Origin of the sequence: Rhodopseudomonas pentothenatexigens (assembly GCF_900218015.1) — a bacterium.
GTDB lineage: Bacteria > Pseudomonadota > Alphaproteobacteria > Rhizobiales > Xanthobacteraceae > Rhodopseudomonas > Rhodopseudomonas pentothenatexigens.
The window spans coordinates 15874-39159 of sequence record NZ_UFQQ01000022.1 but is presented as its reverse complement, the minus strand read 5'-3'; the positions used below and the strand labels follow the sequence as shown (position 1 = coordinate 39159).

The following is a 23286-nucleotide window of genomic DNA, read 5'->3' as shown; positions in this document are numbered from 1 at the left end:
GCCCCGCTTGCGCTAAAAGCCTCGCAGGCGTGAGAACACCTGTCTCGAATCGGACGCCCGAGGACCATGAAGCTCCGCGACCTCTTCAGCGACGAGGCCGAGATCGCCGCGCCGGCGGCCGACCTCGCCATCGGCGGTCTCGCCGTCGACAGCCGCGCGGTGCAACCGGGCGATCTGTTCTTTGCGATCGCCGGCGCCAAGACCGACGGCGCCCGCTTCGTCGCGGCGGCGGTGGCGGCCGGCGCAGTCGCGATCGCAGGCGCGCATCGGCCGGACGGCGACCTGGCGGTGCCGTTCGTGCAGCTCGGCAATCCGCGGCTGGGGCTGGCGCAGGCCGCGGCGCGGTTCTACCCGCGTCAGCCGGGCGTGATCGCCGCGGTCACCGGCACCAGCGGCAAGACATCGGTCGCGGCCTTCACCCGGCAGATCTGGCAGCGACTCGGCCGCGCCTCCGCCAGCATCGGCACCATCGGCCTGGTGACGCCGACCCGCAGCGTCTACGGCTCGCTGACGACGCCCGACCCGATCGCGCTGCATCGCTCGCTCGACGAGATCGCAGGAGAGGGCGTCACCCATCTGGCGCTGGAAGCCTCGTCGCACGGGCTCGATCAGTTCCGGCTCGACGGCGTCCGCGTCGCCGCCGGCGGCTTCACCAATCTGTCGCGCGATCACATGGACTATCACCCCGACGTCGCGCACTATCTGAACGCCAAGCTGCGGCTGTTCCGCAATCTGGTGCAGGACGGCGGCGCTGCGGTGATCTCCGCCGATCACGATTGTTCTTCTGAAGTGATCGAAGCGGCGCGCGCGCGCGGCCTGCGGCTGATCACCATCGGCCGCAACGGCGATCCGGGCGCGGGCATCAGGCTGATCGACGCCGTAGTCGAGGGCTTCGCACAGAGGCTCACGATCGAGCACGAGGGGCGGCGCTCTGCGGTCAAGCTGCCGCTGGTCGGCGAATTCCAGATCGAGAATGCGCTGGTCGCGGCTGGTCTGGTGATCGGCACCGGCGGTGATGCGGCGGCGAGCTTCGCCGCGCTCGAACATCTCGAAGGCGCGCCGGGCCGGCTCGACCTGGTCGGCGCCCGGGGCGGCGCGCCGGTGTTCGTCGACTACGCGCACAAGCCCGATGCGCTCGCCAAGACGCTGCAGGCGCTGCGGCCCTATGCCAAGCGCAGGCTGGTCGTCGTGTTCGGCGCCGGCGGCGACCGCGACGCCGGCAAGCGGCCGCTGATGGGCGCGATCGCGGCCGAGCACGCCGACGCCGCGATCGTCACCGACGACAATCCGCGCAACGAAGATCCGGCCGCGATCCGCGCGGCCATTCTCGCCGCCGCCCCCGGCGCGCGCGAGATCGGCGACCGCGCCGAAGCGATCCGCACCGCGATCGGCGAATTGCAGCCGGGCGATGCGCTGCTGATCGCCGGCAAGGGCCACGAGACCGGGCAGATCGTGGGCGACCGCGTGCTGCCGTTCAGCGATCACGACGCCGCCAGAGCGGCGCTGTCAGCGAGCGCCGCATGAGCACAGAACCGCTTTGGACCTCCGACGCGATGGCGGAGGCGATGGCCGCGACGCGCAGTGGCACGTTGCCGCGCGACGTGTTCGGGATCTCGATCGACAGCCGCACGCTGGCGCCGGGCGACGCTTACTTCGCGATCAAGGGCGACGTCCATGACGGCCACGACTTCGTCGCGGCGGCGCTCAACGCCGGCGCTGCGCTGGCCGTCGTCGAGAAGGCACAGCGCGCCAAATTCGCCGCCGACGCGCCGCTGCTGGTGGTCGACGACGTGCTCGAAGGCCTGCGCCGGCTCGGCATCGCGGCGCGGTCCCGGCTGTCGGCCAAGGTGATCGCGGTCACCGGCTCGGTCGGCAAGACCTCGACCAAGGAAGGCCTGCGCGGCGTGCTCGGCGCGCAAGGCCCGACCCACGCCTCGGTGGCGTCGTTCAACAATCACTGGGGCGTCCCGTTGACGCTGGCGCGCTGCCCGGCCGGCGTGCGCTTTGCAGTCTTCGAGATCGGCATGAACCATGCCGGCGAGATCGAGCCGCTGGTGAAGATGGTGCGACCGCACATCGCGATCGTCACCACGGTGGAGCCGGTGCATCTGGAATTCTTCTCCGGCATCGAAGGCATTGCGGACGCCAAATCGGAGATCTTCTCGGGGCTGGAGCCCGGCGGCATCGCGGTGCTCAACCGCGATACCCCGATGTTCGATCGGCTCAGCGCCAATGCGTTGCGCGCCAATGTCGGCCGCATTGTCACGTTCGGCGCCGATCCCGCGGCCGATGCGCGGCTGCTCGACGTCGCACTGCATGCCGACTGCTCGGCGGTGCACGCCAGCATTCTCGGCCAGGACGTCACCTACAAGGTCGGCATGCCGGGGCGGCACATGGCGCTGAACTCGCTGGCGGTGCTCGCCGCCGCCGACCTCGCCGGCGCCGACCTCGCGCTCGCCGCGCTGGCGATGTCGCAGATTCAGCCCGCCGCAGGCCGCGGCGCGCGCAAGCCGCTGTGGATCGGCGCCGACGAAGCGATCCTGATCGACGAGAGCTACAATGCCAATCCGGCCTCGATGGCGGCGGCGCTGGGAGTTCTCGGCCGCGCCGAGATCGGGCTGCAGGGCCGCCGGATCGCGGTGCTCGGCGACATGCTCGAACTCGGCCCGACCGGGCCGAAGCTGCACCGCGACCTGGCGGCTGCGGTGCGGGCCAACGACATCGACCTGGTGTTCTGCTGCGGACCGTTGATGCGCAATCTGTGGGACGCCCTTTCCTCCGGCAAACGAGGGGGCTATGCAGGCGACGCGGCCGCGCTCGAATCCCAGGTCGTCGCCGCGATCAGAGCCGGCGACGCCGTGATGGTGAAGGGTTCGCTCGGATCGCGCATGAAAACGATTGTCACCGCGCTCGAGAAGCGCTTCCCCGGCAAGGCCGCGCGCGACGACGCAGCGGTGTAAGGCGGCTTGAATGCTTTATTGGTTGATCGACCTGTCCACCTCGTTTCCGGCGTTCAACGTCTTCCGCTACATCACTTTCCGCACCGGCGGCGCGATGGTGACCGGGGCGCTGTTCGTGTTCATGTTCGGGCCGTGGATCATCGACAATCTGCGGCTGCGCCAGGGCAAGGGGCAGCCGATTCGTACCGACGGCCCGCAATCGCACCTGGTGTCCAAGAAGGGCACGCCGACGATGGGCGGCCTGATGATCCTGTCCGGGCTGACGGTCGGCACCGTGCTGTGGGCCAATCCGCTCAATCCCTATGTCTGGATCGTGCTGGCGGTGACGCTCGGCTTCGGCTTCGTCGGCTTCTACGATGACTACATGAAAGTCACCAAGCAGACCCACGCCGGCATTTCCGGCCGCACCCGGCTGCTGATCGAATTCACCATCGCCGGCGCGGCGTGCTTCGCGCTGGTGTGGCTCGGCCGCGCGCCGCTGTCGAGCTCGCTGGTGATTCCGTTCTTCAAGGAAGTGATGCTCAATCTCGGCTGGGCGTTCGTGGCGTTCGGCGCGTTCGTGGTGGTCGGCGCCGGCAATGCGGTGAACCTGACCGACGGCCTCGACGGCCTCGCCATCGTGCCGGTGATGATCGCCGCGGCGAGCTTCGGACTGATCTCGTATCTGGCCGGCAACGCGGTGTTCGCCGAATATCTGCAGATCAACTACGTCGCCGGCACCGGCGAACTGGCGGTGCTGTGCGGCGCGCTGCTCGGCGCCGGGTTGGGCTTTCTGTGGTTCAACGCGCCGCCGGCTTCGATCTTCATGGGCGATACCGGATCGCTGGCGCTCGGCGGCATGCTCGGCTCGATCGCGGTGGCGGTGAAGCACGAGATCGTGCTCGCCGTGATCGGCGGCTTGTTCGTGCTCGAAGCGGTGTCGGTGATCGTGCAGGTCGCTTCGTTCAAGCTCACCGGCAAGCGCGTGTTCAAGATGGCGCCGATCCACCACCACTTCGAACAGAAGGGCTGGACCGAACCGCAGATCGTGATCCGGTTCTGGATCATCGCGGTGATGCTGGCGCTCGCCGGCCTGTCGACGCTGAAGCTGCGGTGATGTTGTTAATGCGATCGAGTAGGCACAGCCTCATCCTGAGGAGCGGTCCGCAGGGCCGCGTCTCGAAGGATGTGCCAAATAATCATCCTTCGAGACGCGCGCTGGCGCGTGCTCCTCAGGATGAGGTCGTCCTTGTAGTCGGAGCGTCAGCATGATCCCCGTCACCTCCTTCGCCGGCGCCTCGGTCGCGGTGTTCGGGCTCGGCGGGTCGGGGCTGGCGAGCTGCCATGCGTTGAAGGCCGGCGGCGCCGAAGTGATCGCGTGCGACGACAATCTCGACCGCATGGTCGAGGCGGCGCAGGCCGGCTTCATCACCGCCGATCTGCGCAATCTGCCGTGGACCAATTTCTCCGCCCTGGTGCTGACGCCCGGCGTGCCGCTGACGCATCCGACGCCGCATTGGACCGTGCTGAAGGCGCAGGAGGCCGGCGTCGAAGTGATCGGCGACGTCGAGCTGTTCTGCCGCGAGCGCAAGGCGCATGCGCCGCACGCGCCGTTCGTCGCCATCACCGGTACCAACGGCAAATCGACCACGACGGCGCTGATCGCGCATCTGCTGCGCGAGGCCGGCTGGGATACCCAGCTCGGTGGCAATATCGGCACCGCGATCCTGTCGCTGGAGCCGCCGAAGGACGGCCGCGTCCACGTGATCGAGATGTCGTCGTATCAGATCGACCTGACGCCGTCGCTCGATCCCACCGTCGGCATCCTGCTCAACGTCACCGAGGATCACATCGACCGCCACGGCACCATCGAGCACTACGCCGCGGTGAAGGAGCGGCTGGTCGCCGGCGTGCAGGACGGCGGCACCGCGATCATCGGCGTCGACGACGACTTCGGCCGCGCCGCCGCAGACCGGATCGAGCGCGCCGGCAAGCGCGTGGTGCGGATGTCGGTGCAGGGGCCGGTTACGTCCGGCATCACCTCCGATCTTGAAACCATTCGCCGCGTCGACGGCGGCAATTCTACCGAAGTCGCTAAGATCGGCGGCATCGGCTCGCTGCGCGGGCTGCACAACGCACAGAACGCCGCGGCCGCAGCGGCTACGGTGCTGGCGCTCGGCGTATCGCCGGAGCAGTTGCAGCAAGGGCTGCGCAGCTTCCCCGGTCTCGCGCACCGGATGGAGCAGGTCGGCCGGCAGGTCGGCGAGAACGGGACGACGCTGTTCGTCAACGACTCCAAGGCCACCAATGCAGATGCGGCCGCGAAGGCGCTGGCGTCGTTCGGCGAGATCTTCTGGATCGCCGGCGGCAAGCCGAAGACCGGCGGCATCGAAAGCCTGGCCGAGTATTTCCCGCGCATCCGCAAAGCCTACCTGATCGGCGAGGCCGCGCAGGAATTCGCCGCCACGCTGGAGGGCCGGGTGCCGTACGAGATCAGCGAGACGCTGGAAGCCGCCGTGCCGGCCGCCGCCCGCGATGCCGCGGCGTCGGGGCTGACCCAGCCGGTTGTGCTGCTGTCGCCGGCCTGCGCTTCGTTCGACCAGTTCCGCAATTTCGAGATCCGCGGCACCAGGTTCCGTGAGCTGGTGACGGCGCTGGATGGTGTTGCGGCGGTGTGACGCCGGCACTGCGCCGCCAAACACACGCCCGTCATCGCCCGCGCAGGCGGGCGACCCAGTATTCCAGGGCTTTTCGATTGAAGAGATAGGCTCTGGGATACTGGATCCCCGCCTTCGCGGGGATGACGACGATGGCGGGATGACCGCTGTGCCCCGGCGATACAGACTCTCCCGTTCACATCTCAATTCCGCCTCGAAGCATTAACCCCCTGGCAACCACGTGGGCGCACCAATGGGCGATCTCTTTGCCCAGGATCGCCGATGATCTCCCGTGACCAACGCACCCCGTTCACCGAATGGTGGTGGACCGTCGACCGCGTGCTGCTGGTGGCGCTGATCGCACTGATGCTGGCGGGCGTGATCCTGTCGCTGGCGGCGTCGCCGCCGGTCGCGACCCGGATCGGGCTCGATCCGTTCCACTTCTTCAATCGCCATGTCCTGTTCCTGGCGCCGTCGCTGATCGTGCTGATCGGGGTGTCGTTCCTGTCGCCGCGGCAGATCCGGCGCTCGGCGCTGCTGGTGTTCGGGCTGTCGGTCGCGCTGATCGTGGCGACGCTGCTGTTCGGGCCGGAAGTGAAGGGCGCGCGGCGCTGGATCACGCTGATCGGCATCAACATCCAGGCCTCGGAGATCGCCAAGCCGTCGTTCGTCGTCCTCGCCGCCTGGCTGTTCTCGGAAGCGGCGCGGCGGCCGGAAATGCCGGCGACCTCGATGGCGATGATGCTGCTGCTGACGCTGGTGTCGCTGTTGGTGCTGGAGCCGGATTTCGGCCAGACCATGCTGGTGCTGATGGTGTGGGGCGCGCTGTTCTTCATCGCCGGAATGCGGATCGTGTGGGTGTTCGGGCTCGCCGGCGTCGCGGCCGGCGGGCTGTTCACCGCCTATCTGTTCGTCCCGCACGTCGCCGGGCGCATCAAGCGCTTCATGAATCCGGCCTCCGGCGACACCTTCCAGGTCGACATGGCGAGCGAGGCGTTCAGCAACGGCAGCTGGTTCGGCCTCGGCCCCGGCGAAGGCATCGCCAAGCGCAACCTGCCGGACAGCCACACCGACTTCGTGTTCGCCGTCGCCGGCGAAGAATTCGGCATCGTGCTGTGCCTGGCGCTGCTGGCGCTGTTCGCCTTCATCGTGCTGCGCACGCTGTCGCGCGCCTATCGCAGCGAGGATCTGTTCTCGCGCTTCGCTGCCTCCGGGCTGGCGATCCTGTTCGGCATCCAGGCCGCGATCAACATGGCGGTCAACCTGCAACTGATCCCGGCCAAGGGGATGACGCTGCCGTTCATCTCCTATGGCGGCTCGTCGATGGTGTCGCTGGCCTACGGCGTCGGCATGATGCTGGCACTGACGCGGCAGCGCCCCAAGACCGAGGTCAATGCGATCGAGGCGGCGGGAAGCTACGCGTGAGGCCATGACCGACGCACCCCTGATCCTGCTCGCCGCCGGCGGCACCGGCGGCCATCTGTTTCCGGCCGAGGCGCTCGGCGCGGTGCTGATCCGGCGCGGCTACCGCGTCCGGTTGGTCACCGATCATCGCGCCACCCGCTACAGCGGGCTGTTCACCGCCGAGACCACCGACGTGGTGCCGAGCGAAACGGTGCGCGGCCGAACCCCGTGGGCGCTGGCGAAGACCGCGCTGAAGCTCGGCTCCGGCGCGCTGCTGGCTTTCAATCTGATCGGACGGCTGAAGCCGGCCGCGGTGGTCGGGTTCGGCGGCTATCCGACACTGCCGCCGCTACTCGCCGCGACCTGGCGCAAGGTGCCGACCCTGATCCACGAGCAGAATGCGGTGATGGGCCGCGCCAACCGCTTCCTGGCGCCGCGGGTCGATGCCATCGCCACCGGCTTTCCCGGCCACGAGACCGCTTGGCCGGCGCTCGCGTCCAAGATCAGCAATACCGGTAATCCGATCCGTCCGGCCGTCGCCGAGGCTGCGACCGTCGCCTACGACCCGCCGGCCGCCGACGGGCCGCTGCGGGTGCTGGTATTCGGCGGCAGCCAGGGCGCCCGGGTGATGGCCGACATCGTGCCGCCGGCGCTGCAGAAGCTCGACCCGGCGCTGCTGCGCCGGCTGGTCCTGACCCAGCAGGTCCGCGACGAGGACATGGCCCGCGTCCGTGCGGTGTACGACCGATTGCAGCTGACCTGCGAGCTGGCGCCGTTCTTCACCGATCTGCCGCAGCGGCTGGCGTCGAGCCAGCTCGTGGTGTCGCGCTCGGGTGCCGGCACCGTCGCCGAACTCGCCGCGATCGGCCGCCCCGGCATCCTGGTGCCGCTGCCCGGCGCGCTCGATCAGGACCAGTTCGCCAATGCCGGCGTGCTCGTCGATGCGGGCGGTGCGCTGCGCATCGTTCAACCGGATTTTACCCCGGACCGGCTCGCCGCCGAGATTACCGCGCTGGCGGCCGATCCGGCCAAACTCGCCCAAATGGCCGCCTCCGCGCGGCAAATCGGCCGTCTGGACGCTGCCGAACGGCTCGCCGACGTGGTCGGCCGCGTCGCAGGCACCTAGGTCCGGCGCGCGGAAAACGTCGGCTCGGCGCATTTGCCGGACTTGTCCCGGCCATCCCCGTCTTGCATGAAGTGACCCTGAATCGCGAACGCCCGGGACGAGCCCGGCACGGCGAACAACGATAGAGACCCTCCCCATGAGACTGCCGCGCGAGATCGGACCCATCCACTTCGTCGGGATCGGCGGTATCGGTATGAGCGGCATTGCCGAGGTGCTGTGTAACCTCGGCTACACCGTGCAGGGCTCCGACGCGTCCGAAAGCGCCAATGTCAACCGGCTGCGGGAGAAGGGCATCGAGATCCACGTCGGCCACCAGGCCGACAACATCAAGGGCGCCGACGTGCTGGTGGTGTCGACCGCGATCAAGCGCGACAACCCGGAACTGCTGGCGGCGCGCGCCCAGCGCATCCCCGTGGTGCGGCGCGCCGAAATGCTGGCCGAGCTGATGCGGCTGAAGAGCTGCGTCGCGATCGCCGGCACCCACGGCAAGACGACCACGACCTCGATGGTGGCGGCGCTGCTCGACGCCGGCGAGCTCGATCCGACCGTGATCAATGGCGGCATCATCAACGCCTACGGCACCAATGCGCGGCTCGGGGCCGGCGACTGGATGGTGGTCGAGGCCGACGAGAGCGACGGCACCTTCCTGAAGCTGCCGGCCGACGTGGCGATCGTCACCAATGTCGATCCCGAGCATCTCGATCACTTCAAGACCTTCGACGCCGTGCAGGATGCGTTCCGCAATTTCGTCGAGAACGTGCCGTTCTACGGCTTCGCGGTGATGTGCATCGATCATCCGGTGGTGCAGACGCTGGTCGGCAAGATCGAAGACCGCCGCATCATTACTTACGGCGAGAACCCGCAGGCCGACGCGCGGCTGCTCGACCTGACGCCGTCGGGCGGCGGATCGAGCTTCAAGGTCGCTTTCCGCGATCGCAAGGCCGGCACCGCGCACGAGATCGCCGATCTCAAACTGCCGATGCCCGGCCGCCACAACGCGCTCAACGCCACCGCCGCGATCGCCGTGGCGCACGAATTGGGGCTGTCCGACGACACCATCCGCAAGGCGCTGGCGAATTTCGGCGGCGTACGCCGTCGCTTCACCAAGACCGGCGAGTGGAACGGCGTCACCATCATCGACGACTACGGCCACCACCCGGTGGAGATCGCCGCGGTGCTGAAGGCGGCGCGGCAGTCGACCGCCGGCAAGGTGATCGCGGTGGTGCAGCCGCATCGCTTCACCCGGCTGCAGTCGCTGTTCGAAGAGTTCTGCACCTGCTTCAATGATGCCGACGCGGTGATTGTCGCCGACGTCTATCCGGCCGGCGAGGCGCCGATCGAAGGCGTCGACCGCGATCACTTCGTGCTCGGCCTGCGCGCCCACGGCCATCGCGAGGTGCATCCGCTGCAGGACTCCGCCTCGCTCGCCGGCGTCGTCGCCGGCATTGCTAGGAACGGCGACTACGTCGTCTGCCTCGGCGCCGGCAACATCACCCAGTGGGCCTATGCGCTGCCCGGCGAACTCAAGGCGCTGGGCGGCTGACGCGACACGAGGCGCCGATGGCGGTCTTGAGCGACGACACCTGGAAACGGCACGCCAATCCGTGGAGCGTGTGGACCCGCTACGCCGCGTTTCCGGTGCTGGTCCTCGCAGTCTGGAGCCGGGATTGGATCGGCTGGTGGTCGCTGCTGCCGGTCGGACTGACGATCGCCTGGCTCGCCTATAATCCGCGCGCGTTTCCGCCGCCGGCTTCGACCGATAGCTGGGCCTCGAAAGCGGTGCTCGGCGAACGGATCTGGGTCGGGCTGCAGCGCGACGAGATTCCGGAGCGACATCGCATCGTTCCCGGCGTCGCCGCAGGGATATCGATGTGCGGCCTGCCGGTGCTGACCTGGGGCCTGATCGTGCTCGATCTCGCCGTGACCTTGCTGGGCATGATGGTGGTGATCCTCGCCAAGACCTGGTTCGTCGATCGCATGGTGTGGCTGTTCGAAGACATGAAGGATCAGAACCCGGAGTATCGTTCTTGGCTGTACTGAACTTCCCCGACATCACCCTTGAGCTGAAGGCCGCGATGCCGGAGCTGCGCGGGCGGCTGCTCGGCAACGAGCCGCTGGCGCCGCTCACCTGGTTTCGCGTCGGCGGGCCGGCGCAGGTGCTGTACACGCCGGCCGACGAGGACGATCTCGGTTACTTCCTGTCGCGGTTGCCGGCCGAGATCCCGGTGCTGTGCCTCGGGCTCGGCTCCAACCTGATCGTGCGCGACGGCGGCCTGCCTGGGGTCGCGATCCGGCTGTCGCCGCGCGGATTCGGCGAGCATCGCGTCGAGGACGAAGTGGTTCACGCCGGCGCCGCCGCACTCGACAAGCGCGTCGCCGAGACCGCAGCCGCAGCGCAGCTCGGCGGACTGGAATTCTACTACGGCATTCCCGGCTCGATCGGCGGCGCGCTGCGGATGAACGCCGGCGCCAACGGCCGCGAGACCAAGGACGTGCTGATCGACGCCACCGCGTATGATCGCAGCGGCACGCGCAAACTGCTCGACAACGCCGCGATGCAGTTCTCGTATCGCCACAGCGGCGCCGATCCTGCGCTGATCTTCACTTCGGCGCGGCTGCGCGGCACCCCGGCGACGCCGGACCACATCCGCGCCAAGATGAACGAGGTGCAGGCGCATCGCGAACTGGCGCAGCCGATCCGCGAAAAGACCGGCGGCTCGACCTTCAAGAACCCGCCGGGGCAGAGCGCGTGGCGGCTGATCGACGCCGCCGGCTGTCGCGGCCTTCGTGTCGGCGGCGCCCAGGTCTCGGAGATGCACTGCAACTTCCTGATCAATACCGGCGAAGCCACCGCTGCCGACATCGAGACGCTCGGCGAGACGGTCCGGGCGCGCGTCAAGGCACAGTCCGGCGTCGAGTTGCAGTGGGAGATCAAGCGGATCGGAGTCCCGACCGGGCAGGACTGAGGTGGTTGTTACTTCGGCCGCGGGCCGGTCGGCAGCTCGGGCGTATCCGGCAGCGACAGCACGTGTTCGAGCGGCACCGCGGACACCCGGAAGATGCCGCTGAACGGATCCTCCTGCAGCGCGATCAGGCCGAGCGCGACGATCGCTCCGGTCGCGAACACGGTCAGGGCGGCCAGCATCGGCCGCGGCTTGTCGAGATGCACCAGCGCGAGCGCCACCTGGGTGATGACGCCGAGCAACATCACCGAAATCCACTTCAGATCGCTGGTGCGGTCGGTCGACAGGCTGATACGGGTGTTGCGGGCGGTGCCGACCCGCACCGCGGCACTCAACAGCGCGACGTGGACCGCCGCGCCGGAATCGCGGGTGATCGCCGGCGCGCTGATCTCGTTGAGCATCCTGTCGTAGGCGAGGCTGGTGGACGGGGCGGCGACGCCGTTCACCGTCGGCCATTCGTTCTTCAGCACGGAGTCGGCGTAGGCCTTCAGCGCAACCCGAATGTCGCGCATGTCCGAGGCCGCCGCGACGCTGAGGGTGTAGACGTTCTGCAACTCGCCGGCCTCTGCCTGCACCGCGCGCGTCGCCTGGCGGTTGCGTTCGGCGACATCGTAGCCGAGGAAGCCGGTCAACAGCCCGAACAGCACCGCCACCGAGGAGAAGAACGGCGCGACAACGCCTTGAAACCGCGCGATCGGACCTCGGAGCGGAGATGCGAATACTACTGCGATCAGTAGCGCCGCCACGCCGTAGTAGAGTACGGCCAATGTGACGAAGGAGCCGAACGGAGGAAGATCGAGCCAGGCGTGGATCATATGTTTCTCATTGTTTCCCGCTGCCGCAGGAAACGGTCTTACAGCGGTGCGTTGTGGCATTTCGGGCGCGCAGGACGCCGATTCTGCACGAACCATGGCGGTTTTCGCACCGATCGTCCACGGAAAGCGGCGCGAGGGGTTTGGCTGCTCTGCACGTATGTGGGCTGGAGCGCCACGGTTCCGCCCGACCTGGCTGCGAAGTACACCGTTGACCGAGATGGAGCATCCTGCCTTGCAATCGCGATTTGCACCCCGCTGGCGGGCTCTGCGCTGGTACGAAATCCTCCTGATCGCCGCGATAACGCTGGCCCTGTGCATTTACCTTCCGGTCGTGGTGCGGCGCGCCGCGGTGCACGGCTTCGGCGACGTGCAGGTGTTCTTCCGGGCCGGTTGGGCGGTGTGGACCGGCTATCCGCTGTATCAGGTCGCCGATCATCACGGCTGGACCTATCACTACCCGCCGTTCTTCGCCTTGCTGATGGGTGTATTCGCCCACCCAGTCGACGGCCTTCCTAAGCCGAGCTGGGCGCTGCCGCTGCCGGTTTCGGTCGGCGTCTGGTACGCCGTGAGCGCGTTGGCGATGCTGGCGGCGCTCGATCTGTGGGCGAGGGGGCTACAGCGCTTCACGCCGCAGTCGCTCGATCAGTCCGGCTGGAATGCGTGGTGGCTGTTGCGGCTCGGTCCGCTGGCGGCGCTGCTGCCGTTCTTCGGCGACGGCCTCGGCCGCGGCCAGCCGAGTGCGGTGGTGCTGCTCACCATGGTGGCGTTCCTGGTGCTGTACGTGCGCGGCCGGATCTATCTGGCGGCCTGCGCGCTGGCGCTCGGCTTCACCATCAAGCTGTTTCCGCTGGCGCTGCTGATCTTTCCGGTGCTGCGCGGCGATCTCAGAACCGTCCTCGCCACCGCCGGCTTCAGCCTGGTGTTCCTGTTCGTCGTGCCGATGCTGTGCCTGGGACCGTCGGAAGTCGTGGCGCTGTATCAGGCGATGTGGACCGAGCATCTCAGCGGCATCTTCACCGGCGTGCCCAATCCGAAAATCGCCGGCGAGATCACCTTCACGTCCTACGACATGCTCAGCATCGGCGCGATGCTGTCGCGGATCGCCGCCGGCGGCCTGCCGGAGACCGACACGCTGCCGCGCTTCGCCACCGCCGCACAGCTCGCCTTCGATGCGGTCTTTCTGATTGCGCTGGTGTGGATCGGTCACGGCCGGTTCTGGCGCCTGAACGGGCCGCAGCCGCAGCCGGGCGAAGCGTTGCTGATCGGCGGCGCGCTGCTGGCCGCGGCGTTGCCGGTGATGCTGTCGGTGTCGCAGCCGAACTACGTCGCCTTCGTCGCCCCGCTGGTGGCGGCGATTCAGCTCGAGGCGTGGCGGCGGAGCGGGCGGGTCGACATCGTGCCGGCGCTGGTCGCCTGGGCGGGGGTGATGTGGCTCGGCATGATCGCCACCGAGGGCGGCCTGTGGCAGCCGCTGCGGGTGATCGGTCTGGTTACCCCGGCGCTGATCGCGCTGGCGATCTGGGGAATGGTCTGTCTGCGGCGCGCCGCAGCGCCGCCGTAACGCCGCTTCTCCGAATCGAGCAAATCGGCAAGATTGCGCCGCGCGCCGGCCCGCGGGACGCAGCCGCCGTTCTTCGACTTCAACAGGGACCGCGCGGCGGATCGATGATGCGACACACCATTCTGTTCGGCGGCACCAGCAAGGAGCGCCTGGTGTCGGTCGCCTCGGCGCAGGCGCTGCACGATGCGCTGCCGGACGCCGATCTGTGGTTCTGGAACGACGACGACAGCGTCCATGCGGTGTCGGCGCAGACGCTGCTGGCGCATGCACGGCCGTTCGAGGAAGCGTTCGTGCCGGACGGCGAGGTGGTCGGCGCGCTCGAAGCGGCGCTCGACCGCGCCGCAGCCGAGCAGCGGTTGCTGGTGCTCGGGCTGCACGGCGGCGTCGCCGAGAACGGCGAATTGCAGGCGATGTGCGAACTGCGCCGGGTGCCGTTCACCGGCTCGGGCGCGGCGGCGTCGCATCTCGCCTTCGACAAGGTCGCGGCCAAGCGCTTCGCGGCGATCGCCGGCATCCGCACCGTGACCGGCGTGTCGCTCGCCGATGCCGAGGCGGCGCTCGAGACGCACGGCCGGCTGATCGCCAAGCCGGCCTGCGACGGTTCGAGCTACGGCCTGTTCTTCATCAATGCCGAGCAGGACCTGGTCGCGGTGCGCAACGCCGCCAAGACCGAGGACTATCTGATCGAGCCGTTCGTCGCCGGGATCGAGGCGACCTGCGGCGTGCTGGAGGCGGAGGACGGCTCACTCCAGGCGCTGCCGCCGATCGAGATCGTGCCGGCCGACGGCGGCTTCGACTACACCGCGAAATATCTGGCGAAGTCGACCCAGGAGATCTGCCCGGGCCGGTTCGCGCCCGAGATCGCGGCGGCGATCATGGATTACGCCGTGCGGGCGCATCGGGTGATGTCGTGCCGCGGCTACTCGCGCTCCGACTTCATCGTCGGCGAGAACGGTCCGATCTTCCTGGAGACCAACACGCTGCCCGGCCTGACCAAGGCCTCGCTCTACCCCAAGGCGTTGAAGGCGCAGGGGATCGCGTTCGCCGACTTCCTGCACGGCCAGATCGCGATAGCCGAGCGCCGCGTCCGGAGCTGACCGGACAGCCCCGCCGGTTCCCTCCGAGGGGCGTGCAGAAAAGCCGCGGTTTCGCCGCAAATCCTTCTCCGGACGAAACAAATTCGGCTCTGCCGAGGCCTGCTTTACGATTTGTTTACCAGGAGGGCCGAAGGTTAACGCTGGCGGCGCATCCTGGCGCTCGGCTGTCGTGGCGTGAGCCGGGCGGAGCTCATCATCCGTTTCGGTTGGCATTACAGGCAGACGGACCGGCCCCGCGGGCGGGCCCGGAACCACCGAGACGTCACCTGCGCCAATGCCCGGAAGTAGGTGCGGGCGCAACGTGTAACGAGCTTTTGCAATGGATGGTGGAGGGCGCCTCGCCCGGTCGTCGCGACTGTCGAGGCTTCAATCTGACCTGAAAGCGGTCGCCGTCGCGGTGGCTGTGCTGCTGCGCGAGCGCCGTTCGCGTAAGAAGGCGCAGCCGCAACGTCTGGTGCGGCCCGAGCCGCAACGCGGGCTGATCGCGGCGCTGGAGCGCTGGCTGCCGCGCCGGGTCGGCGTCGCCTTCACCGCGCTGATCCTGCTCGGCAGTGCCGGCATGGGCATCGTCAAGGGCGGGCACGTCGACGAATTCATCCAGGCGCTGGACGACACCCGCAACGCCGCCGCCAATCTCGCCGGCTTCCGCATCAAGCAGGTGGCGATCGCCGGCCGCAAGCAGCTCACCCAGGACGAAATCCTGGCGATCGGCGGCATCACCGGCCGTTCCTCGCTGCTGTTTCTCGACGCCGCCGCGGTGCGCGACAAGCTGAAGGCGAATCCGTGGATCGCCGACGCCACCGTGCTGAAATTCTATCCGGGCGAGCTGCAGATCGACGTCGTCGAGCGCACCGCGTTCGCGCGCTGGCAGCTCGACGGCCAGATGTCGGTGATCGCCGACGACGGCGCGGTGCTCGAGCCCTACGTCGCACGTCGGTTTCTGTCGCTGCCGCTGGTGGTCGGGAAGGGCGCCGGCGAACGCGCCAAGGATTTCCTGGCGCTGCTCAAGCGCTATCCGCAGGTGTGGTCGCAGACCCGCGCGGTCGCTCTGGTCGGCGAGCGGCGCTGGAACGTCTGGCTGACCAGCGGCCTCGTCATCCGGATGCCCGAGCACGACGTCGGCAACGCGCTGACGATGCTCAGCAAGCTCGATCAGGACGACAAGCTGTTCTCGCGCGACATCACCGCGATCGACATGCGGCTGCCGGACCGGCTGACGGTGCGGCTGTCGGACGCCGCCTTCAAGGCGCGCGAGGAGCAGTTCAGCAAGGACAAGAAGTCCAAGAAGAAGGCTGGTGACGCGTGACCGGCTTCGATCGCACCCAGACGCCGAAGACGCGCCCGATGCCGCCGCATCGCACCGCGATGGTCGCGTCGCTCGACATCGGCACCAGCAAGATCGCCTGCATGATCGCGCGGCTGAAGCCGTGTCCGCCGCAGGATGCGCTGCGCGGCCGCACCCACGCCGTCGAACTGGTCGGCTTCAGCCAGATCCAGTCGCGCGGGGTCAAGGCCGGCGCCGTGGTCGACATGGGCGAGTGCGAAAAGGCGATCCGCCACGCCGTGGCGCTGGCCGAACGCATGGCCAAGGTGCGGGTGGAGTCGGTTCTGCTGTCAGTGTCCGCCGGCCGGCTGCAGGGCCAGCTGATCGAAGCGACTTCCGACATCAAGGGCGGCGCCGTCACCGCCGAGGACATCAGCCGCGTCACCTCGACCGGCATGCACCACGCCACCGGGATCGGCCGCGCCGTGCTGCACGCGCTGCCGGTCGGCTACACGCTCGACGGCGTCAAGGGCATCCGCGATCCGCGCGGCATGGTGGCGCGGCAGTTCGGCGTCGACATGAACGTGGTCACCACCGACGCCACCGTCGCCAAGAACCTGATGCTGGCGGTCGAGCGCTGTCACCTCAACGTCGAGGCGATGGCGGCGAGCCCCTACGTCGCCGGCCTGTCGATGCTGACCGACGACGAGGTCGATCTCGGCGCCGCACTGATCGAGATGGGGGCTGGTACCACGACGATCGCGATCTATTCCGGCGGGCGCTTCGTCCACGCCAGCGGCTTCGCCGTCGGCGGCCAGCACATCACGATGGATCTCGCACGCGGACTCGGCGCCTGCATTGCGGATGCCGAGCGAATCAAGACGTTATATGGCACGGTGCTAACTGGCGGTTCCGATGCGCGCGAGTTGATGTCGATCCCGGCCGCCGGGGACGAGCGGGACAGCCCGCAAGTGATCTCCCGCGCCACGATCGCGAACATCATCCGGCATCGGGCCGAGGAGATTTTTGAAATGGTCAGGGACCGGCTGGCGGATTCGCCGTTCGCGGCAGAGCCCCGGGCGAGGGTGGTGCTCAGCGGCGGCGCGTCGCAGCTCACCGGCGTGCCCGAGCTCGCGACGCGGATCCTCGGCCGTTCGGTGCGGGTCGGCCGGCCGCTCGGCGTCAGCCGCTTGCCGAACGAAGCCAAGAGCGGTTCGTTCGCGGTGCCGACCGGGCTGCTGGTGTATCCGCAATACGCCCATCTCGAACATATCGAGCCCCGCCACACCCGTCACGTTCGCTCCGACGCCCATGCCGGTTACTTCGGCAAGGTCGGCCGCTGGCTGCGCGAGGGGTTCTGATGACTCTTTTCCGCCCCCTTCCGCTTTCACAGATCGCCCGGTTCGTTCGCCGGGGACGTCACGAACCAACGCGCGCGTAATCGAGAGGCAACCATGACCATCAATCTCAACGTCCCGGATATTCGCGAGCTGCGGCCCCGGATCACCGTGTTCGGCGTCGGTGGCGCCGGCGGCAACGCGGTCAACAACATGATCACGGCCGGGCTCGATGGCGTGGACTTCGTGGTCGCCAATACCGACGCGCAGGCGTTGACGATGTCGAAGGCCCAGCGGCTGATCCAGATGGGAACGCAGGTGACTCAGGGTCTGGGCGCCGGTTCGCAGCCGGACGTCGGCTCGGCCGCCGCGCAGGAAGTGATCGACGAGATCCGCGACCATCTGTCGGGCGCCAACATGGTGTTCGTCACCGCCGGCATGGGCGGCGGCACCGGCACCGGCGCCGCGCCGGTGATCGCCAAGGCCGCGCGCGAGATGGGTATACTGACCGTCGGCGTGGTGACCAAGCCGTTCCATTTCGAGGGCGCGCGCCGGATGCGCACCGCCGAGAGCGGCATCACCGAGCTGCACAAAGTCGTCGACACGCTGCTGATCATCCCGAACCAGAACCTGTTCCGGGTCGCCAACGAGAAGACCACCTTCGCCGACGCGTTCGCGATGGCCGATCAGGTACTGTATTCGGGCGTCGCCTGCATCACCGACCTGATGGTCAAGGAAGGCCTGATCAACCTCGACTTCGCCGACGTCCGCGCCGTGATGCGCGAGATGGGCAAGGCGATGATGGGCACCGGCGAAGCCTCCGGCGAGAAGCGCGCGCTGACCGCGGCCGAAGCCGCGATCGCCAATCCGCTGATCGACGATAGCTCGATGAAGGGTGCCCGTGGCCTGCTGATCTCGATCACCGGTGGCAAGGACCTGACGCTGTTCGAAGTCGACGAAGCCGCCACCCGGATTCGCGAAGAGGTCGACCAGGACGCCAACATCATCGTCGGCGCCACCTTCGACGAGAGCCTCGACGGCATCATCCGCGTGTCGGTGGTCGCCACCGGCATCGAGCAGGCGCAGTTGTCGCGCAACGCCGGCACCCCGGCGGCCGCGCCGAGTGCGGTGGGAAACGACAGCCGCCTGGCTGAGCTGACAGCCAAGCTGCGGGCCGACAATCAGCGGATCGCCGAAGCCGCCGCGCTGCGTGCCGCCCAGGCCACCGCGCCGGTCGCCCCGGCCGCCGAGCCGGCCGCGCCGCGGCAGGCCAGCAATGTCGAGCGCGCCGCGCTGGCCGCGATTGCCGCCGCTGTCGGCAACGAGCCGATGCCGCAGGCGGAAACCCCGGTGCAGCCGGCGTCGTATGGCGACGTCACCGTCCGCCCAATCCCGCAGAAGCCGTCGCTGTTCCCGGATCCGGAACAGTCGCGCGTCGTCGCCGAAGAGACGATCGCGCCGGAAGCCTTCGTGCCGCCGGCGGCCGACCGCGCCGCGATGCGCCCGCCGCGGATGCCGCGGTTCGACGAACTGCCGGTGCCGGCCCAGAACGAAATCCGTCAGGCGGTCCGCGGCGAGGCCGAGGACGATCACCCGCAGAAGAACCGGCTGTCGCTGCTGCAGCGACTCGCTAACGGCCTCGGCCGCCGCGAGGACGAGCCGGCTGAACAGCCGATCGCCCGTGGCAATGGTCCGGCGATGCCACAGATGCCGCCGATGCCCGAGCGTCGGCCGCAGCGCAGCGTCGCCGAACAGATGGGCAAGGAGCCGGTGTCGGAGTACGCCAAGCGCCCGGCGCCGCAGGGACTCGATATCCACGGCCGGCCGGCACCTGTGGCCCCCGCGCCACAGGGCGACGACCATCTCGATATCCCCGCCTTCCTGCGGCGGCAGGCGACCTGAAACAGTGTCTGAAATCTGACATGAAGCAGGGCCTCGGCGAACCGCCGGGGCCCTTTTTTGTGGCAAGCCCGGGTTTTCGTCACTGCGATTTAAGCTACTGAAATATCGCCAGTTTGCGACTTTTGGCCAAGTTTGAATGAATGCCGGCGCGATCACGATTGATGTCGAATTCGATCGCGAGGCGGCGGTAATACGGCGGAGTTGGGGTAACAATCCGTAAAAAAGCGTGAGTTGGCGCGATTTGGGGCAGTGCTATGGTCAATCCGGACTTGGGGACGCACAGAGCGAGTCGCCCGGCCGTCAGGACCGGAAAGATCTCCGCACTGCGTCAGTGGGACACTTTATTGATGAAGTTCAGCCGGCAAACCACGCTGCGTTCGCAAGCCACGGTGACGGGCGTAGGTGTTCATTCGGGCCGTCCTGTGACTCTGACGTTGGGACCCGCAGATGTCGATGCGGGTTTTCTTTTTGTCCGGACCGGACTGGACGGCGCCGACCGCGAGATCAAGGCGACGTCGAAATCGGTGGTCGCCACCGAACTCGCCACCGTCCTGGGGGATAGCGACGGACCGCTGGTTTCCACCGCCGAACACGTTCTGGCCGCGCTGCGCGGCATGGGCATCGATAACGCCACCATCGAAGTCGACGGTCCCGAAGTCCCGATCATGGACGGCAGCGCTGCCCCGTTCGTCGCCGCCATCGACCAGGCCGGTATCCGCGAGCAGGCTGCTCCCCGACGGTATCTGCAGGTTCTGAAGCCGGTTTCGGCCGCGATCGGCGAATCCATCGGCGAATTCCGCCCCTATGCGTCCGGCTTCCGCGTCGAAGTCGAAATCGACTTCGCCAACCCCCACATCGGCAAGCAGAATTACGCTCTCGGCGTCGAGCCGGAGATGTTCCGCCGCGAAGTCGCCCGCGCCCGCACCTTCGGCCGGATGAACGACGTCGCCCGGCTGTGGAAGATGGGTTACGCGCTCGGCGCCTCGTTCGAAAACTCGGTGGTGTTCGACGACGATCGGCTGCTGAACCCTGAAGGCCTGCGCTACGCCGACGAATGCGCCCGCCACAAGGCGCTGGACGCGATCGGCGATCTCGCGCTCGCCGGCCTGCCGATCCTCGGCGCCTATCGCTCGGTGCGCGGCGGCCACAAGCTGAACCACACCGCGCTGACCACTCTGCTGGCCGATCGCAGCGCCTGGCGGGTGATCGAAGCCGAGCCGGCCCGCCGCGCGGTGCGCGGCCACGCGGAAGCCGTCACTGGTCTGGTCGGCGGCATGGTGGCCCCGGCCTACGGCCCGGACGTGTCCTGACCGCAACAGCGCGTCAGGTGATTTTCCACAGCGATGCCGCCTGTTAACCGATTGAGCCGGCCGCCTTATTCCCGGCGAATTGGCTGCGTAACCGGTTGGTGAAGTCGCCTTTTTCGGCTAAACAGCCGGCGGTCGCCTGTTTTCGTCCGGCGTCGTTCGATGGCTGAAGGCCATCGTAGCCTCGGCCGGATGCCGGGCTCACCGTTCTCCATTGGTCGGGTTGGAATTGATGTCGGCACAGCGGATCGCGCTCGGACTGCGGAACGGAAATACTTCTCGCAGAGGCGATCGCCTGCGGCGCGGCCTTCCGATGATCTTCAGTCTGCTCGCGCTGTCGCTGCCGCTCGGCGGCTGCGGCACCGGCGCGATCTGGGACAAGTTCCTGGCCAAAGACGACAAGATGATCGATGAGCCGGCGGACAAGCTCTATAATGAGGGCTTGTACCTGATGAACAAGGACAAGGACATCAAAGGCGCCGCCAAGAAGTTCGAGGAAGTCGACCGCCAGCACCCGTATTCGGATTGGGCGCGCAAATCGCTGCTGATGTCGGCCTACGCCTATTATCAGGCCGGCGACTACGACAGCTGTATCGGTGCCGCCACCCGCTACGTCACGCTGCATCCCGGCAGCGCGGATGCCGCCTATGCGCAGTATCTGATCGCGGCGTCGAATTACGACCAGATCCCGGACATCTCGCGCGACCAGGGCCGCACCGAAAAGGCGATCGCGGCGCTCGAAGAGGTGATCCGCAAATATCCGACCTCCGAATACGCCAACAGCGCCAAGCAGAAGCTGGAAGGCGCCCGCGACCAGCTCGCCGGCAAGGAGATGGATATCGGCCGCTATTACATGAGCAAGCGCGACTACGCCGCGGCGATCAACCGGTTCAAGACCGTGGTGACGCGCTACCAGACCACCCGCCACGTCGAAGAGGCGCTGGCGCGGCTGACCGAGGCCTATATGGCGATCGGCATCGTCGGCGAGGCGCAGACCGCCGCCGCCGTGCTTGGCCACAACTTTCCTGACAGCAAGTGGTACAAAGACGCCTACACTCTTGTAAAGTCGGGTGGACTCGAACCGACCGAGAACAAGGGCTCCTGGATCTCTAGGTCGTTCAAGAAACTCGGCCTCGGATAGGACCTGTCTCTCATGCTGGCGCGCCTTTCGATCCGCGATATCGTGTTGATCGAGCGGCTCGACATCGAATTCTCCCGTGGCCTCGCGGTGCTGACCGGCGAAACCGGCGCCGGCAAGTCGATCCTGCTCGATGCCTTTGCGCTGGCGCTCGGCGGCCGCGGCGATGCGGCGCTGGTCCGCCACGGCGCCGAGCACGGCCAGGTCACCGCCTCCTTCGACGTCGCCAGGACCCACCCGGCGTTCGCGATTCTCAAGGCCAACGGCCTGGACGATCGCGAGGTCGACGAATCCGGCGAATTGATCCTGCGCCGCGTCCAGCTCGCCGACGGCCGCACCCGCGCTTTCATCAACGACCAGTCGGTCAGCGTGCAGACCCTGAAGACCGTCGGCGCGACGCTGGTCGAGATCCACGGCCAGCACGACGAGCGCGCGCTGGTCGATGCCGCCACCCATCGCCGGCTGCTCGACGCCTTCGCCGGCCTCGACAAGGACGTCGCCGCGCTGGAGACGCTGTGGGAGGGCCGCCGCACCGCGCGGGCCGCGCTCGACGCCCATCGCGCCGGGATGGAGCGCGCCGCGCGCGAGGCCGACTATCTGCGCCACGCCGCCGACGAATTGAAGCAACTCGCGCCGCAGGACGGCGAGGAGACCTCGCTGGCCGAGCGCCGCGCCACCATGATGCAGGGCGAGAAGATCGCCGCCGATCTGCGCGAGGCCCAGGAAGCGGTCGGAGGGCATCATTCGCCGGTGGCTTCGCTCGCCGCCGCGGTGCGCCGGCTGGAGCGCCGCGCCGGCTCCGCGCCGCAACTGGTCGAGCCGGCGGTGAAAGCAATCGACGCCGCCATCAATGCGCTGGAGGAGGCCGACCAGCTGCTCAATGCGGCGCTGGCGGCGGCGGATTTCGACCCCTTGGAGCTGGAGCGGATCGAGGAGCGGCTGTTTGCTTTGCGCGCCGCCGCCCGGAAATATTCGACGCCGGTGGATTCGCTCGCCGCGCTGGCGGCGCAATACGTCGCCGACGTCGCGCTGATCGACGCCGGCGCCGATCGGCTGGTGGTGCTGGAGAAGGACGCCGCCGAGTCCGACGCCCGCTACAGCGCTGCGGCGACCAAGCTGTCCGCGGCGCGCGCCAAGGCCGCCGACAAGCTCAACAAGGCGGTCGGCGCCGAGCTCGCGCCGCTCAAGCTCGAACGCGCCAAGTTCATGACCCAGGTCGAGGCCGACGTGGCGGCTCCGGGGCCGCAGGGGATCGACCGGGTCGAATTCTGGGTGCAGACCAATCCGGGCACGCGGCCGGGCCCGCTGATGAAGGTGGCATCCGGCGGCGAGCTGTCGCGCTTCCTGCTCGCGCTGAAGGTGGTGCTGTCCGACAAGGGCTCGGCGCCGACCCTGGTGTTCGACGAGATCGATACCGGCGTCGGCGGTGCGGTCGCCGACGCGATCGGCGCCCGGCTGGCGCGGCTCGCCTCCAAGGTCCAGGTGATGGCCGTCACCCACGCGCCCCAGGTCGCCGCCCGCGCCGACCAGCATTTGCTGATCTCGAAAGCCGCCCTCGACAAGGGCAAACGCGTCGCCACCCGCGTCGCCGCGCTGGCCGAAGAACACCGCCGCGAAGAAATCGCCCGCATGCTGGCCGGGGCCGAGATCACCGCAGAGGCGCGGGCCGCGGCCGACCGGCTGATCAAGGCGGCGGGGTAGGTCTTCTCCCTCTCCCCGCGCGCGGGGAGAGGGGCGGGGTGAGGGGGCGTATCCGCGAGGCCGAGTTGTGCGGTT

18 protein-coding genes are annotated in these 23286 nt (G+C 68.1%); 17 read left to right on the top strand and 1 reads right to left on the bottom strand.

Features of this window, described 5'->3' with window-relative positions; genetic code table 11:
* Positions 1-66 precede the first annotated feature (66 nt).
* The 9 genes from DWA33_RS18760 (at position 67) to murB (ending at position 11092) form a co-directional block, all read left to right on the top strand.
* Positions 67-1524, top strand: coding sequence for a UDP-N-acetylmuramoyl-L-alanyl-D-glutamate--2,6-diaminopimelate ligase (locus DWA33_RS18760; RefSeq protein WP_114360043.1), 1458 nt, complete (start codon positions 67-69; stop codon positions 1522-1524).
* Positions 1521-2960 (top strand): UDP-N-acetylmuramoylalanyl-D-glutamyl-2,6-diaminopimelate--D-alanyl-D-alanine ligase, encoded by a 1440-nt coding sequence (locus DWA33_RS18755; protein WP_114360042.1) that lies wholly within the window; start codon positions 1521-1523, stop codon positions 2958-2960. Before DWA33_RS18760 ends, DWA33_RS18755 begins: the two co-directional genes overlap by 4 nt.
* 10 nt (positions 2961-2970) lie before the next feature.
* Complete coding sequence (gene mraY, locus DWA33_RS18750) at positions 2971-4056, top strand: phospho-N-acetylmuramoyl-pentapeptide-transferase (protein ID WP_114360041.1); 1086 nt, start codon at positions 2971-2973, stop codon at positions 4054-4056.
* Positions 4057-4207: 151 nt separating this feature from the next.
* Complete coding sequence (gene murD / locus DWA33_RS18745; protein ID WP_114360040.1) at positions 4208-5617, top strand: UDP-N-acetylmuramoyl-L-alanine--D-glutamate ligase; 1410 nt, start codon at positions 4208-4210, stop codon at positions 5615-5617.
* A 261-nt stretch (positions 5618-5878) separates the two neighbouring features.
* Positions 5879-7021: a putative lipid II flippase FtsW gene (gene ftsW / locus DWA33_RS18740; RefSeq protein WP_114360039.1), complete on the top strand. Its 1143-nt coding sequence runs from the start codon at positions 5879-5881 to the stop codon at positions 7019-7021.
* Between the two features lie 4 nt (positions 7022-7025).
* Positions 7026-8126 (top strand): undecaprenyldiphospho-muramoylpentapeptide beta-N-acetylglucosaminyltransferase, encoded by a 1101-nt coding sequence (gene murG, locus DWA33_RS18735; RefSeq protein WP_114360038.1) that lies wholly within the window; start codon positions 7026-7028, stop codon positions 8124-8126.
* 136 nt (positions 8127-8262) lie between these two features.
* A complete protein-coding gene (murC, locus tag DWA33_RS18730) occupies positions 8263-9669 on the top strand; it encodes a UDP-N-acetylmuramate--L-alanine ligase (protein ID WP_114360037.1) in 1407 nt (468 codons plus the stop codon).
* A 17-nt stretch (positions 9670-9686) separates the two neighbouring features.
* Positions 9687-10166 (top strand): DUF6653 family protein, encoded by a 480-nt coding sequence (locus DWA33_RS18725; protein WP_114360036.1) that lies wholly within the window; start codon positions 9687-9689, stop codon positions 10164-10166.
* On the top strand, positions 10163-11092 hold the full coding sequence (gene murB / locus DWA33_RS18720; RefSeq protein WP_114360083.1) for a UDP-N-acetylmuramate dehydrogenase: 930 nt from the start codon (positions 10163-10165) through the stop codon (positions 11090-11092). The genes DWA33_RS18725 and murB overlap by 4 nt, the downstream gene beginning before the upstream one ends.
* 8 nt (positions 11093-11100) lie before the next feature.
* Here the strand turns inward: murB and DWA33_RS18715 are convergent, their stop codons facing one another.
* On the bottom strand, positions 11101-11904 hold the full coding sequence (locus tag DWA33_RS18715; RefSeq protein ID WP_114360035.1) for a bestrophin-like domain: 804 nt from the start codon (positions 11902-11904) through the stop codon (positions 11101-11103).
* A 232-nt stretch (positions 11905-12136) separates the two neighbouring features.
* Here DWA33_RS18715 and DWA33_RS18710 point away from each other — a divergent pair, with 232 nt between their 5' ends.
* The 8 genes from DWA33_RS18710 (at position 12137) to recN (ending at position 23211) form a co-directional block, all read left to right on the top strand.
* The gene (locus DWA33_RS18710; RefSeq protein WP_114360082.1) at positions 12137-13465 is read left to right on the top strand and encodes a glycosyltransferase family 87 protein; all 1329 of its coding nucleotides are present in this window, start codon (positions 12137-12139) and stop codon (positions 13463-13465) included.
* 107 nt (positions 13466-13572) lie between these two features.
* Positions 13573-14562, top strand: coding sequence for a D-alanine--D-alanine ligase family protein (locus tag DWA33_RS18705; RefSeq protein WP_114360081.1), 990 nt, complete (start codon positions 13573-13575; stop codon positions 14560-14562).
* Positions 14563-14881: 319 nt separating this feature from the next.
* Positions 14882-15868 (top strand): cell division protein FtsQ/DivIB, encoded by a 987-nt coding sequence (locus DWA33_RS18700; RefSeq protein WP_114360034.1) that lies wholly within the window; start codon positions 14882-14884, stop codon positions 15866-15868.
* A complete protein-coding gene (gene ftsA / locus DWA33_RS18695) occupies positions 15865-17187 on the top strand; it encodes a cell division protein FtsA (protein ID WP_114360033.1) in 1323 nt (440 codons plus the stop codon). The genes DWA33_RS18700 and ftsA overlap by 4 nt, the downstream gene beginning before the upstream one ends.
* A gap of 93 nt (positions 17188-17280) precedes the next feature.
* Positions 17281-19065 (top strand): cell division protein FtsZ, encoded by a 1785-nt coding sequence (ftsZ, locus tag DWA33_RS18690; RefSeq protein ID WP_114360032.1) that lies wholly within the window; start codon positions 17281-17283, stop codon positions 19063-19065.
* 347 nt (positions 19066-19412) lie between these two features.
* The gene (gene lpxC / locus DWA33_RS18685) at positions 19413-20375 is read left to right on the top strand and encodes a UDP-3-O-acyl-N-acetylglucosamine deacetylase (RefSeq protein ID WP_114360031.1); all 963 of its coding nucleotides are present in this window, start codon (positions 19413-19415) and stop codon (positions 20373-20375) included.
* Positions 20376-20604: 229 nt separating this feature from the next.
* Positions 20605-21513 carry an outer membrane protein assembly factor BamD gene (locus DWA33_RS18680; protein WP_114360030.1) on the top strand — a complete coding sequence of 303 codons (909 nt, stop codon included), beginning with the start codon at positions 20605-20607 and terminating at the stop codon, positions 21511-21513.
* 12 nt (positions 21514-21525) lie between these two features.
* A complete protein-coding gene (recN, locus tag DWA33_RS18675) occupies positions 21526-23211 on the top strand; it encodes a DNA repair protein RecN (protein WP_114360029.1) in 1686 nt (561 codons plus the stop codon).
* The last annotated feature ends 75 nt before the right edge of the window (positions 23212-23286 follow it).

Bases quoted from the DNA above. Each gene is read 5' to 3' on its own strand.
- DWA33_RS18760 (WP_114360043.1), top strand. From the start codon at position 67: ATGAAGCTCCGCGACCTCTTCAGCGACGAGGCCGAGATCGCCGCGCCG.
- DWA33_RS18755 (WP_114360042.1), top strand. From the start codon at position 1,521: ATGAGCACAGAACCGCTTTGGACCTCCGACGCGATGGCGGAGGCGATG.
- mraY (WP_114360041.1), top strand. From the start codon at position 2,971: ATGCTTTATTGGTTGATCGACCTGTCCACCTCGTTTCCGGCGTTCAAC.
- murD (WP_114360040.1), top strand. From the start codon at position 4,208: ATGATCCCCGTCACCTCCTTCGCCGGCGCCTCGGTCGCGGTGTTCGGG.
- ftsW (WP_114360039.1), top strand. From the start codon at position 5,879: ATGATCTCCCGTGACCAACGCACCCCGTTCACCGAATGGTGGTGGACC.
- murG (WP_114360038.1), top strand. From the start codon at position 7,026: ATGACCGACGCACCCCTGATCCTGCTCGCCGCCGGCGGCACCGGCGGC.
- murC (WP_114360037.1), top strand. From the start codon at position 8,263: ATGAGACTGCCGCGCGAGATCGGACCCATCCACTTCGTCGGGATCGGC.
- DWA33_RS18725 (WP_114360036.1), top strand. From the start codon at position 9,687: ATGGCGGTCTTGAGCGACGACACCTGGAAACGGCACGCCAATCCGTGG.
- DWA33_RS18715 (WP_114360035.1), bottom strand. From the start codon at position 11,904: ATGATCCACGCCTGGCTCGATCTTCCTCCGTTCGGCTCCTTCGTCACA.
- DWA33_RS18705 (WP_114360081.1), top strand. From the start codon at position 13,573: ATGCGACACACCATTCTGTTCGGCGGCACCAGCAAGGAGCGCCTGGTG.
- DWA33_RS18700 (WP_114360034.1), top strand. From the start codon at position 14,882: ATGGATGGTGGAGGGCGCCTCGCCCGGTCGTCGCGACTGTCGAGGCTT.
- ftsZ (WP_114360032.1), top strand. From the start codon at position 17,281: ATGACCATCAATCTCAACGTCCCGGATATTCGCGAGCTGCGGCCCCGG.
- lpxC (WP_114360031.1), top strand. From the start codon at position 19,413: ATGAAGTTCAGCCGGCAAACCACGCTGCGTTCGCAAGCCACGGTGACG.
- DWA33_RS18680 (WP_114360030.1), top strand. From the start codon at position 20,605: ATGTCGGCACAGCGGATCGCGCTCGGACTGCGGAACGGAAATACTTCT.
- recN (WP_114360029.1), top strand. From the start codon at position 21,526: ATGCTGGCGCGCCTTTCGATCCGCGATATCGTGTTGATCGAGCGGCTC.